Origin of the sequence: Williamsoniiplasma somnilux, from assembly GCF_002804005.1 — a bacterium.
Classification (GTDB): domain Bacteria; phylum Bacillota_I; class Bacilli_A; order Mycoplasmatales; family Mycoplasmataceae; genus Williamsoniiplasma; species Williamsoniiplasma somnilux.
The window spans coordinates 212,573-226,802 of the sequence record NZ_CP024965.1; the positions used below are offsets into that span (position 1 = coordinate 212,573).

A 14,230-nucleotide genomic window follows, 5' to 3' on the forward strand; every position below is an offset into this window, starting at 1 on the left:
CATTTATGAAATTTTCTCCACAAATAAATTTACGTAGTTGTTACAATTTTCAAGAGTCATTAATTAAAGTTCCTGACTATATTGATTTTGCTGTTAGAAATAATTTTAAATTTGCTTTTTATTCTGAATTGAACTCTATGTATGGAGTAGCTGAATTTGTGAATTTGGCTAAAAAAAATAATATTAAACCAATTATAGGATTAACCTTGGAATTTGAGCATCAAATCGCTATTTTAATCGCTAAAAATGAACAAGGTTATCAAAATTTAACAATTTTGTCTTCTTGATTAATGAATGAAAATAATCACTTTAATTTTGATTTTCAATGAACTAAATTTATTAGTGATAATTTAATTATGGTTACTAATAGTTTAACTTTTAAAAACTCAGTTAAAGAATTAATCAAAACTAATGATATTTATTTTAACGTTGTTGATTTACGAAAAATTTCATATTTGGAAGATAAAAATTACGAGACTTTTGTAATTTTAAACGCAATTAAAAATAATTTAACTATTGCTGAAGTTCAAAACATTGGCCATGAACATTATTTATCTGATGAAGAATTATTAAAATTAAATGTTAATTTAGATATTAATAACAAAAGTCTTTTAGAAATAGCTAATAAATGCTCATTTGAATTATTTTCTAATAGGCAATGAAATTTTGCTAAATTTAAAACTCCACAAAACATGCCTTCAGGTAATTTTTTAAGAAAATTATGCGAAGAATCTTTAAATTCATATTTACTTTTTGCAAAAAACAAAAAAAATCCAAATGTTGATTATTTTGAAAGATTAAACTATGAGTTAGATGTTATTTATAAAACAGGTTTCATTGATTATTTTTTAGTAGTTTGAGACTATGTTAAATATGCTAGAGAAAATCAAATTATGGTCGGCCCTGGACGAGGATCAGCAGCTGGTTCATTAGTTTCTTTTTTGCTTAAAATAACAACAATTGATCCTCTTCAATATGATTTGCTATTCGAAAGATTTTTGAATCCAAAAAGAGTATCACTACCTGATATTGATTTAGATTTTCAAGATGATAAAAGAGATTTAATCATCGAATATTTATTTGAAAAGTATGGTGCTGATAAAGTTGCAACTATTGTAACTTTTCAATCAATTGGTCTGAAGTCAGCAATTAGAGATGTTGCTAGAGTTTATGAAATAGATTTAAAAATTGTTAATGAAATTGCTAAATTATTTCCTAGCTTTGTTGTAAACCAATCATTTGCTGAGATTATTAACAAATCAAGTAAATTAAGAAAATATCAAGAAGAATATCCCGAAATTTTTGATCATGCTTCTGCTTTAATTGGTTTACCAAGGCAAACAGGAACTCATGCAGCGGGAGTTATTCTTTCTGACGTTGATATTAAAAATATTGTCCCTATAAGAATTGGCTATAACGGAATTAACCAAACTCAATTTGATATGAAGTATCTAGAACCATTAGGTTTGATTAAAATGGATGTTTTAGGTTTAAGAAATTTAACAACTTTACAAGAAATTTTATCAAGTGTTTACAAATCGGAAAAAAAATTAATTAATCTTGACGAAATTAATTTGCAAGATAATGAAACTTTTGTAAATTTACAAGCAGGTAAAACTTCAGGAATTTTTCAATTAGAATCACCTGGTATGACCAATGTGATAATGAAAATTAAAACTAATTCTATTGAAGATATTTCCATTGCTTCAGCTTTATTTAGACCAGGTCCTCAAGAAATGATTCCTGAATATGTAAAGAGAAAATTTTCGAATGTTCCTGTTGAAAAATATTTAATCGATAAAGATTTAAAATCTATTTTAGAGCCAACATATGGGATTATTGTTTATCAAGAGCAAGTTATACAAATATTACGTAAAGTAGCAAATTTTTCTCTAGCTCAAGCAGATCTTGTTAGAAGAGCAATTGGTAAAAAGGATTTCCAAAAATTACATGCAGCTAAAAATGAATTTATTGAAAAAGCTACTGAAAATAATTATCAAATTCAAAAAGCTAAAATGATCTGAGAATGAATTGAAAAATTTGCAGCATACGGATTTAATAAATCACACTCAATTGCTTATTCATATATTTCTTATTGGTTAGCTTATTTAAAAACTCATTATCCTGCGGAATTTTACTGTTCACTTTTAAATGGAGTTACTGGAAACGTTGAAAAAACTTCACAATATTTAAAAGAAATAAATAATTACGGAATTAAAATAATTAAACCTTCAATAAAAAACATTAATTTTAATTATATTGGTTTTAAAACTGCTTTAATAATGCCGTTAACTTTGATTAAAGGCGTAGGTATTGAATTTATTAGAAAGTTACGTGAACAGTACAAAAGTAATCCGCAAATAATGGATTCGGTTTTTTCTTTGGTTACTTTAATGTTTAATCATGGTTTAAACAAAAATGTTTTTGAAGCACTAGTTTGATCGGGGGCATTAGATTGTTTTGGTTATAGCAGATCAACATTAGTTGAAAATTATGAAGAGATTTTGAAATTTGCAAATTTTAATAAAGACATTGAAATAATTAATAACAATTTAATTCCTGAATTAACTAACTATGAAGATAAAGAAGAAATTTTGTTAAACAAAGAAAAAGAATTTATTGGTTTTTTTATTTCTTCTCATCCTATTGAAAAAATTAGAACAGAATACTCATTTTTAAAAGCACATAAAATTATTAATCTTTTAAATAAAAAAGGAAATTTTATTATCATTGGTTATGTATCTGCTATCAAAGAAAAAAACGATAAGCATGGAGACCCCATGGCTTTTATTGAAATGTCTGATGAAACAGAAAATATTGAAATAACTGTGTTTTCAAGAACATTTAAAAATTTTAAAAATGACATTCTTTTAGGTTCGGTATTATGTGTCGAAATTAATATCGATTCATTTAATGACAAGCCTTCATTTGTTTTGAACAAAATTATCAAAATCATAAAAAACTAGTTTAAAAATTCTTGAATTGATAAGCTTTTTTATTACTTTAAATAATCATTCCAAAGATGCGGAGAGGTTTTTTAAATTAGTACAATTTTTTTAAAAAAACAACTTGTTCATTTATATTACGTAATTCAAAATTAAAATGTATAAGGTCAAAGACTGGAGGTCAAGCCCCTCCAGACCTTATACATACGACCCTAATTTTAATTAGGGTCTTTTCTATTTTATATTTGGTAAAATAATATAAATGTAGATAAGGAATTAAGTCATGGATAGAAAAAAAATTTTGTTAATTGATGGTAATTCTTTGATTTTTAGAGCATATTTCGCAAGTGCTTATACAGGCACTATTTTAAAAACAACATTTGGCACACCTACAAATGCTATTTTTTCTTTTGCGAATATGATTACTAGCCTTTTAAATAAAGGCGAATATTATGATGTTAAAGTTGCTTTTGATAAAGGCAAACACACATTTCGACATGATAAATTAGAAAATTACAAATCAGGAAGATTGCAAACACCAGAGGAATTAGTTGTTCAATTCCCTTTAGTTAGAGAAATGCTAGATTCAGCAGGAATTGATTGATTTGAAATCGAAAATTTTGAAGCAGATGATATCATTGGTGCGATTGATAAATTTATTGAAAATAATATTGAAGATGCAACTGTCGAAATTTTAACAAGCGATAAAGATATGTTTCAATTAATTTCTGATAAGACCAAAATTTTAATTCCAATTTCAGGAACTTCTGATTTGAAAGAATTTGGCCTAAAAGAATTAAAAGAGAAATGAAATATTGTTCCTGAACAAGTTGTAGATCTTAAAGGTCTTATGGGTGATACTTCGGATAATTTAAAAGGTGTTTCTGGAGTTGGCGAAAAAACAGCAATCAAATTAATTAATGAGTTCTTAACAGTAGAAGGAATTTATCAGAATATCGAAAATATCAAAGGAGCTCTAAAACAGAAATTAATCAACGATAAGGATTCGGCATTTCTTTGCAAAGAAATTGCCATTATTAGAACAGATTTTTATATTGACAATTTACAAATTAGAAAATTAAATATAACAACTTCATCTTTCATTGATTTTTTGAATAAATATGAAATGTATTCGTTAACAAACAGAATGCAAAATAGGGCCGAAAAAATTAACGACATCAAAAAACATGAGTATAAAATTTTAGAAAAATGAGACACAAGTTACGAATGTAAAAAAAATTATATTTTTGTTGAAAGTTTGGAAGAAAATTACCACAATGGAACAATATTAGGAATTGGAATAACGAACGAAAAAGGTAGTTATTTTCTAAAGGTTCAAAAAAAGCAAGAACAACAACTTAATTTTTTTGAAGATTTAACAGTAAATTTTTTTGATCAAATTTTTAATACTTTCCTAAAAAATGAAAAAGTTAAAAAATATACATATGATGTTAAAAAAACAGTGACTTTATTAAAAAATTTTGGTTATGAAATAAATTATGATTCTTTTGTATACGATATGATGATTGCGGGTTATGTTCTTGACTCTAATTTAAAATCTTCTTTTACCAATTATTTAAAACTGGCGTCTACAGAACTTAACATAGAAGAAGATGAATTTATTTATGGTAAAGGTGCCAAAACTAATAAAGAAATAGATGATGAAATCAAATTTGAATTTATCAGTAAAAAATCTTCTCTAATAATGCAAACTTATAATGACATTATTAAAAAATTAAAAAATAATAATCAGTATGATTTGTATAGTTCAATTGATTTTCCGTTTTGAAAAGTTCTTTTTAGCATGGAACAGAATGGTGTCATGATTGATAAAACCGAATTAAACAATCAAACTTATAATACTTTACAAAAATTGAATGAAATCGAAAATGAGATGCGAAACATTCTAGGAGACATAATACCTTTGTCTTTTAATTTTTCTTCACCTAAACAAATGCAAAAATTACTATTTGAAGATTTGAAATTATCTGACGTTTCTAAAGGAAGCACAGGCAAAGATATTCTAGAAAAAATTTATGATCAACACCCTGTAGTGCCCTTAATGTTAAAATATCGTAAATTATCTAAGTTGTATTCAACATACTTAAAAGGTTTTGAAAAATATATTTTTGAAGACAAATGCGTTCATACAATTTTTAATCAAACCCTAACAAATACAGGACGTATAAGTTCGATAGAACCTAATTTACAAAATATTTCTATTCATGATTTAGATCAAAAGGAAGTTCGAAAAATATTTGTAGTAAGAAATTCATCGACTTTTTATAGTTTTGATTATTCGCAAATTGAATTAAGAGTCCTTGCACAAATGGCACCTGAAAGACAATTGTTATCAATTTTTGCTAATAATGGTGATGTTCATGAAGCAACTGCGCGAAAAATTTTTAGTTTAGATGAAAATCAAATTGTAGAGCCAGAAATGAGAAGAGTTGCCAAAGTTTTTAATTTTGGAATTATTTATGGTTTAAGCGATTTTGGTTTAGCAAATGATTTAAATATTTCAATTCCTGAAGCTAAAAATATTATTCAAAAATATTATGAGTCTTTCCCAGATATTTTAGAATTTAAAAAAAGAATAATCAAATTTGCAAACGATAACGGTTATGTAGCTACCATCGCAAATAGAAAAAGAATAATTAATGAATTAAAATCACTCAATTATCAAGTTCGACAATTTGGTGAACGAGTTGCAGTAAATATGCCTATTCAAGGAACTGCAGCTGACATACTTAAAGTCGCAATGATTGATATTTATAGTGAAATTATAAAAAATAATTACAAAACCAAAATGATTGCTCAAATTCATGATGAAATTATTTTTGAAATCCCTGAAATTGAGCTAAATATTGTGCCAAAAATAATTAAAGATAAAATGATTAATGCAATTAGCAAAATGTTTGGTTTATTGAATACAAATCAAATTGCTAATGTAGAATTAAAAGTATCTCAAGCAATTGGAAAAAATTGATTTGAATTAAAATAGGAGATTTTATATATGCCAGAACTTCCAGAAGTCGTAACAGTTTGTAAAATGTTAAAACCCGAAATAGTCAATAAGACAATTATTGATTTTCAAATTTTTTACGGAAAACTTTTACAAAGACCATCAATATCAGAATTTAAAAAGAAAGTGATTAATCAAAAGATTTTAAATATCTCTAACTTCGCTAAATATATTGTTATTGAATTAGCAAATGATGTTTTAATTTCTCATTTGAGAATGGAAGGTAAATGAATTGTAGAAGATTTAGAATCTTTTGCTTATCCTGAAAGACATTTAGAAGCACAGTTTATTTTAAATAATAATAAAGCTTTAAGATATTATGATACAAGAAAATTTGGAACTCTAGAATTATTGAGCAAAAATGAGTACAAAAACATACCCCCACTATCTAAATTAGGACCTGATCCAACTAAAGTAAATGTAAATGCTGTAAATTTTCACAAGATTGTCACTAAATCTAAAAGACCTATCAAAACTGTACTTTTGGATCAAAGCGTTTTATCTGGATTGGGCAATATTTACGTAAATGAGGTTTTGTTTGAAGCCAAAATAAACCCTAATACTCCGGCCAATGAAATTTCTTTGGAAAATTGTGGAAATATTCTAAAAGAATCTTCAAGAATTTTAAAGAAATCTATTGAACAAGGTGGAACAAGTATTCACAGTTTTGAATCAGCAGCCGGAGTTACTGGTAACTACCAAAATTATTTAAAAGTACACGGAAAGTCAGGAAACAACTGTGTTTATTGCGGTTCAAAAATACAAAAAGAGTTCGTTGGTGGACGAGGAACGTATTTTTGTCCTAAATGTCAAAAATAGTTTTAATTATTAATGTTATTATGTGGAAAACTTAACTCAAACCCTTGTAATAAATAGTTTGAGTTTTTGTTTGTTCATTAATAAGTTTTTTCCATAATTTTTATGAAAAAAACGCTTGAAAAAGTTTAAAATTTTTTTATTGAAAGAGAGGTTTTTATGGCAAACAATTATACAGTTGTAAGTAAAGAAACTCTTTCTAATATTGACATCGATACAATATTTGACCTTTACCAACCAATTTTGGGAACTACTGGAGTTGGCGTGTACTTAACACTTCTGCATGAAGAAAAAACTTTAAAGAAACTTAATAATATTAAATTTGATATAAAAAGATTACATAAAATCACCGGTTTAACCGAAAAGCAGTTTAACGATGCTATTGCGAAACTTTCGGGAATGCGATTAATAACGACTTCGATTAATATCAAAAAATCAATTCAACGTTTTTCAATTTTAGCACCTTTAGGTGTTGAGGATTTCTTTGGTAATGCAATTTATAAAAAGGCATTAATAGCAAAATTAGGCGAAGAAAATGTTGAAGCCTTAAGTTTTTTATTAAAAGATTCAAAAGAAACCATAATTGAGGATGAATGAACCGAAACAACCAACAGCTTTGTTGATGTTTTCAAAGATGAAATTACCAACATTGCTGATGTGAACCCCGAAACTTTGAAAGTATCTTTTATATCTCTATCTTCTTTTTCTAAGAAAAAAAATCTATTTGAAAAAGTTATTAATAAAGATTCTTTAATTCAAGAACTAAAAAAATATGCAATTAATCTAAATTTAAAAGATAAAAAGACTATTAATCAACTTGATTCAATTGTTGCTTTTAAATCTTTTAATCTTGATCAACTTGCAAGAATAATTGTTAGAAGCTATGATCACGAAAATTTAATGTTAGATAATGATTTGATAGAAAAAGAAATTCAAAAAGAAATTGCCACATTAGATTCTAACAATGATAATGAAGTTTTTGAACCAAGTATAATTTCTAAAGCCTTAGAATTTAACTTGAATAAACCTGAAGATTTTATTGAAAATTTTACAGATAGAAAGACCGAAAGAAATGAATTACAAATGATTGAAAGTTTAAAAAATAAAGGTTTCTCAAATGGAGCTATTAATGCATTGATTGACTATTCTTTTTATAAAAATAACGGTCAAATAGTTGCTAATTACATTTTAAAAATTGCTGCAACATTATTAGAAAAAAATATAACAGAAACAAAAAAAGTCATGTGTTATTTAAAAGCGGCTAAAAACAGTGTTGAAAGATCAAATTTTAGTAAGATTATGAAAACAGCTCGTGAAACTAAATCTATTAAATTGGAAGAAGACTTATATTCTGATGTACAAATTAATGTTTTGGAAAATAATTCAAAAATTACAATTGACGAAATCTTAGGAATATCTAAATAAAACTCTAGAAAGGAATCAAAATAATGTTAGAAAAAGAATTGATCCATAAAATCGCTAATGATAAACAATTAAAAACTTTAGTTAATGATATTCGGGGTCAATTGATTTCTAAAAACATTCCTGATTCAATTGATAAAACAGAAAAAATAATTTTAGGCAACTTAGAAACAATTGAAGAATACTTAGCTAAACATATTCAATGCGATTCAAACCCTTTAGATGAATGTTTGCAAATTAATAAAGGATATGAAGACTCTATAACATATGAAAGTGGAGTATTTTACTTAGGAATTAAACATTGCGAACATTGATATCACGATCACAAATATGAAAATTTAAAAAAATCTTTTATTTATATCGACTATGATCTAGATCAATTTAATTACAATATAAAAGAATATTTGCTTAATGAATTAAATCCTGAATCAAACTTATTTACCCCTGAAGAAATAGGTTTTCGTAAGTCATTTTTCAAAAATGTAGTTACTTCTTTTTTTGAAAAAAATCAAAGCACAAAAGGAATTTATCTTCAGGGTGAACCTGGTGTTGGCAAAACAACATTAATGAAAGTTATTGCTAATGAATTTGCTTACCGTGGTGAAAAGCAAATTGCTTTTATTGCAGTGCCTAATTTAATTAGCCTAGTTAAAGATTCTTTTAATTTAAAGAGTGAAAAAAATGTTTCTTTGACAGAAAAATTAAAAAAAGCAGATGTATTATTTTTAGATGACATTGGAGCTGAAAACGTAACTAGTTGATTACGAGATGATCTTTTATTCTCTATTTTAAATTTTAGAATGGAAAATAACAAATTAACATTTTTCACGTCAAATTTTGATTTTAATAAATTAAATTTAAGCTATAAAATTAAAGGTGCTGACAGTCGAATTGAAAGTATTAAACAAAAGCGTTTTATTGAACGTATAAAGGCTTTAACTGTTGTTTATCAACTTAATGGAAATAGTCATCGTTAGTTGATTTTTATCGTTAATTTAAATATTTAGTATCGTTAATAATCTTTAATTATTTATGAGAAAGTAATATAATTAAATTTGTATTGAAAGAGAGAAAAACAAAATGTCAAAAAAAGTTGCAATTAACGGATTCGGAAGAATCGGTCGTCTAACATTTAGACAATTATTTAACAAAGGTGTTGAAATTGTTGCTATTAACGATTTAACAGACACAAGAACTTTAGCATATTTATTGGAAAACGATTCAGCTCAAGGTAAATTCCACGAAGGTGAAGTTTCGCATGGTGAAGGTTTCATCATGATTGGAAAACACAAAGTAGAAGTATTTGCTGAAAGAGATGCAAATAATTTACCATGAGGAAAATTAGGAGTTGACTTAGTTGTTGAATCAACAGGTTTTTACACTGATAAAGAAAAAGCAGCAGCTCACATTAATGCCGGAGCAAAAAAAGTTGTAATTTCAGCACCAGCAAAAGGTGATATGAAAACAATCGTTTATGGTGTTAACCACAAATCATTAACTAAAGAAGATACAATCATTTCAGGTGCTTCATGTACAACTAACTGTTTAGCTCCAATGGCTAAAATTTTAGATGAAAAATTTGGAATCGAAAATGGATTAATGACTACAGTTCACGCTGTAACAAACGATCAAAAATTATTAGACTTACCTCACTCTGACCTACGTCGTGGACGTGCAGCAGCATGAAACATAATCCCAACTTCAACAGGAGCTGCAGTTGCCGTATCTTTAGTATTACCTCAATTAAAAGGTAAATTAGATGGATTAGCATTACGTGTGCCTGTAATCACAGGATCAATTACTGATTTATCAGTTAAATTAGGAAAAGAAACAACAGTTGATGAAATCAACAAAGTAATGAAAGAAGCAATTGAACAAGATGCTGATTTAAAACAAGCAATTAAATACAACACTGAAGAAATTGTTTCAGTAGATGTTATTGGTTCATCATATGGTTCAATTTTCGATGCTACTTTAACAAAAGTAATCGGTTCAGGAAAAGATCAAATGGTAAAAGTATTTTCATGATATGATAACGAAAATTCATATACTTCACAATTAGTTAGAACAACTATGTACTTCATGGGTCTTTAAGAATAAGTTTTAAAAACACAAACAATATTTAAGTAGCACTTTGTGCTACTTTTTTTACTACATAGTCCATTGATAAAGTAGTATAATTAGAAAGATTATTAAGAGGAGAAAATTATGGATTATAACAAGAAGAAAACATTGAAAGATATTAATGTTGCTGGGAAAAAAGTCTTAGTACGCGTTGACTTTAATGTACCTTTAAAAGACGGTAAAATAACTGACGATAATCGTATTCAAGCTGCACTACCAACTATTAAACATTTAGTTGAACAAGGAGCTAAAGTTGTTTTATTTTCACATTTAAGTCGTATTAAAACCGAAGAAGATAAAAGCGTTAAATCGCTAGCGCCTATTGCTAAGAGATTAGAAGAATTGTTAAAACAAACTGTTGTTTTTGTTTCAACAACTCGTGGACATGAACTAGAAAAAGCAATTAATAATTTAAAAGATGGGGAAGTATTATTAGTTGAAAACACTCGTTTCGAAGATGTCAAAAATAATGAAGTAGTTAAATTTGAATCAAAAAATAATCCTGAATTAGGAAAATATTGAGCTTCTTTAGGTGAAGTTTTTGTTAATGATGCTTTCGGAACTGCTCACCGTGCTCACGCTTCAAACGTTGGTATTTCAACTTATATTCAAACTTCAGCAATCGGATTTTTAGTGCAAGCTGAATTAGAAATGCTTGGTAAAGGTATCGATAATGCACAAAGACCATTTATCGCTATTTTAGGGGGAGCTAAGGTTTCTGACAAAATTGGAGTTATCGATAACTTATTAACTAAATGTGACAAAATTTTAATTGGTGGAGGAATGGCATACACTTTCTTCGCAGCACAAGGACATTCAATTGGAAAATCGTTATTAGAAGCTGATAAATTAGAAGATGCTAAAAAATACTTAGAAATCGGTAAAGGTAAAATTGTTTTACCAATCGATTCAGCTAATTCAACAACATTTGCTGATGAAGTTCCTACTTTTTCAGGAGTGGATTTACCAGAAGATGTAATGGGATTAGACATTGGGCCAAAAACAATTGAGTTATTCCAAAAAGAATTAGCAGGAGCAAAAACAGTTGTCTGAAACGGACCAATGGGAGTTTCTGAATTTAAACATTTTAATAAAGGAACAATCGCGGTTTGTGAAGCAGCAGCCAATTTAAAAGATGCTTTCACTTTGATTGGTGGAGGAGACTCAGCTGCCGCTGCAATTTCATTAGGATTTAAAGATGACTTCTCATGAATTTCAACAGGTGGAGGAGCTTCATTAGAATACATGGAAGGTAAAGTTTTACCAGGAATTGAAGCTATTCAAGTTAAATAATTTAATTTAAAACAAGATCTTGTTTTTGACTTTATTTGTTAAAAGCAAGATTTTTATTTTGTTATAATTAATTTGTAAAAAGGAAATTAATTGAACAATATTTTATATTTTTTTCTATACCTATAAGGGGTATTAAAATTAATACAAAACAAAATCATCAAATTTTAGCAATTTATTATCTAAAATCTAATAATATTAAATTAGATTTTGATGAAATGGCTAAATTGGCAAATAATTGCAATAATCATGAACAATTAATTTTCAAAAACCAACTTTTGAAACACTCTAAAATTTTAATCAACCTTTTCGAACCCCAGGAGAAAACAACTATGACTACAAAAGAATTTCAAAAAATAGTTTTAACAAAATTATCTTCGATTGACGAACTTTTGGACAAACTTGAAAAAGATGTTGCAAAATTAAACAATGCAGTTTTTGGCTCATAAATTTTACAAAAAAGAAACAGTGATGCTTCTTTTTTTGTATTTATCTATTAAGAGCAATTAGTTTAAAAGGTATGATTATAAGGTTGTTTTTATAACTTTAATTTAAGACAAATTAAAATTTTATAAATAAAATGAATTTGAAAAGGTTTTGAATATTTTTACATTTTTAGTAATAAAATCCAAATTTCAAATCTTTTCGAAATTATTTTTTTAAAATTACTAAGTAAAAAAAGATCAACATTCGTACATGCTGAATGGAGCTCAAACAATTGATAAAAAAGCATTATTAAATATCCATAAATTCCAAAAAGGTTCTTGAAATAATTTTCAAGATATCAAATTGGACTTAGATGATGAGCAAGATGCTTATATGTTAGAGTGCCCCAATTATTTAAAAATTGCTGACAAAGAATTTTTGATAGCTTGTTTAGAAAAACAAGGCAATTTAGAAAGTGGTAGTCACTTTGTTCAATATCGTCAAGTTGATATCGATCAAAATTTTAATATAAAATTCAAAACGCCATTAATAAAATTAGATTATGATTATGATTTTTATGCACCTCAGATTTTTAATAATTTAGATAATCGTAAAATTATGATTGGTTGATTAGGTAATTCACAATCTAACCCATTGCCTTCAAATTTAACAACTTGAAGTCATCAATTATCAATCCCGAGAGAATTAACTTTTAAAAATAATCAAATTCATCAACTTCCTATTAAAGAATTAGAGAATCTAAGAATTGAAAAACTTGAATCTCAAAATTCTATTTTTAAATATGAAGAAGGACTTTGTGAAATTGAAGCCGGCAACTTAAATAGCGATTTTGAAATTGTTATAAATAATAACCAAAACGAAAGTATTAAAATTTATGCAAAGAAAAGTAAATTAATTGTCGACCGCGGTTTAACATCATTCCAAGACGAAATTAATTTACCCACAATCGTTACTATTGACAATGTGGAAATAAAAAGTATAAGAATTTTAATTGATAGAAGTGCTATGGAAATTTTTGTCAATGATGGCCAATATGCAATGTCTGTAAGGTTTTACCTTGATAAACATAATCAAATTTTTACAAATATTAATGAATTAGAAGTTTATCAATTAAAAGGTTATTCTTATCAATGAAACAATATTATTTTTGAAAATAAGTTAAAGGAAATTTAAAATGAAAAAAACCATATCTATTGGAGAAGTTTTGTTAGATGTATATACAAAAGATGGTATTTCTCAAGTTGAAGTTGGGGGAGCATCATTTAATGTAGCTTGTTCAATAGCAGCAATCAAAGATAACCAAAGTTATTTTATGGGGGCTTTGGGGAGCGACAAATACACTACAGAGATTAATAAAATTATTCATAAATTCAATCTTGAAAAAGACTTTATTAAAACATATAGTGCGCCTAACACTATCGCTAAAGTAACTCTTGATGCCAAAGGTGAAAGAAATTTTAATTTCTTACGAAAAAGTGATAATAAATTTAAATTTTCAAGAATTAATCAAGATAGCCTGAATGATTTGAATTTTGTGCATTTTGGTAGTGCAACCGCTTTTTTACGAGGTAAATTAAGAACTTCTTACAAGAAAATGTTAGCTTATTGTTTGGCAAACGAAATTAAATTTTCATTTGATCCTAATTTTCGTGATAAGTTATGAAAAACTAAAGAAAGCATTAAAAAGTTTCGAAAGTTATGTTCTCCTTATATTAGTGGTTGCGATTTATTGAAGTTTTCAGAAGAAAAGTTATTTTTATTAACAGAAATACATGATTTAGATCTCACTATTAATCATTTAATGCAAATTAATTTTCGTGCTTTAATTTGCATTACCAGAGGCAGCAAAGATACTTTAATTGGTTGAAATAAAGAAATTTTAAATGTACCCACAATTTCATTAGAAAAGGTAATTGATACTACAGGAGCAGGGGATGCTTTTGTTGCTAAATTAATTAACGAATTTGTTAATAAAGAAGTAAATTCAAAAACTAGTAAAGAAGACATCTTTGAAATAATCAAGAGCGCAAACCAATTTGCCAACAACGCTGTAAAATATTTTGGAGCAATTACTTTTTTAGATCATTTATCAAAATAAACAAAATTTAATTTAGTTATTTTGCTTGTAAATTTTTTTGAGAAAGAACTTCGGTTCTTTTTT

At 26.9% G+C, this 14,230-nt stretch carries 9 protein-coding genes; all 9 read left to right on the top strand.

Features of this window, described 5'->3' with window-relative positions; translation table 4 throughout:
- Window positions 1–5 precede the first annotated feature (5 nt).
- The 9 genes from ESOMN_RS00980 (at window position 6) to ESOMN_RS01020 (ending at window position 14,167) form a co-directional block, all read left to right on the top strand.
- Window positions 6–2,966 carry a DNA polymerase III subunit alpha gene (locus ESOMN_RS00980; protein ID WP_024863737.1) on the top strand — a complete coding sequence of 987 codons (2,961 nt, stop codon included), beginning with the start codon at window positions 6–8 and terminating at the stop codon, window positions 2,964–2,966.
- A gap of 262 nt (window positions 2,967–3,228) precedes the next feature.
- Window positions 3,229–5,949 carry a DNA polymerase I gene (gene polA / locus ESOMN_RS00985; protein ID WP_024863736.1) on the top strand — a complete coding sequence of 907 codons (2,721 nt, stop codon included), beginning with the start codon at window positions 3,229–3,231 and terminating at the stop codon, window positions 5,947–5,949.
- Window positions 5,950–5,961: 12 nt separating this feature from the next.
- On the top strand, window positions 5,962–6,789 hold the full coding sequence (gene mutM / locus ESOMN_RS00990; RefSeq protein ID WP_024863735.1) for a DNA-formamidopyrimidine glycosylase: 828 nt from the start codon (window positions 5,962–5,964) through the stop codon (window positions 6,787–6,789).
- A gap of 156 nt (window positions 6,790–6,945) precedes the next feature.
- On the top strand, window positions 6,946–8,211 hold the full coding sequence (locus ESOMN_RS00995; RefSeq protein ID WP_024863734.1) for a DnaD domain protein: 1,266 nt from the start codon (window positions 6,946–6,948) through the stop codon (window positions 8,209–8,211).
- 23 nt (window positions 8,212–8,234) lie between these two features.
- Complete coding sequence (locus ESOMN_RS01000) at window positions 8,235–9,185, top strand: DnaA ATPase domain-containing protein (RefSeq protein WP_024863733.1); 951 nt, start codon at window positions 8,235–8,237, stop codon at window positions 9,183–9,185.
- A gap of 103 nt (window positions 9,186–9,288) precedes the next feature.
- Window positions 9,289–10,302, top strand: coding sequence for a type I glyceraldehyde-3-phosphate dehydrogenase (gap, locus tag ESOMN_RS01005; protein ID WP_024863732.1), 1,014 nt, complete (start codon window positions 9,289–9,291; stop codon window positions 10,300–10,302).
- 114 nt (window positions 10,303–10,416) lie between these two features.
- The gene (locus tag ESOMN_RS01010) at window positions 10,417–11,625 is read left to right on the top strand and encodes a phosphoglycerate kinase (protein WP_024863731.1); all 1,209 of its coding nucleotides are present in this window, start codon (window positions 10,417–10,419) and stop codon (window positions 11,623–11,625) included.
- A 693-nt stretch (window positions 11,626–12,318) separates the two neighbouring features.
- A complete protein-coding gene (locus ESOMN_RS03920; RefSeq protein ID WP_024863730.1) occupies window positions 12,319–13,242 on the top strand; it encodes a GH32 C-terminal domain-containing protein in 924 nt (307 codons plus the stop codon).
- A 1-nt stretch (window position 13,243) separates the two neighbouring features.
- Complete coding sequence (locus ESOMN_RS01020) at window positions 13,244–14,167, top strand: carbohydrate kinase family protein (protein ID WP_024863729.1); 924 nt, start codon at window positions 13,244–13,246, stop codon at window positions 14,165–14,167.
- Window positions 14,168–14,230: the final 63 nt, after the last annotated feature.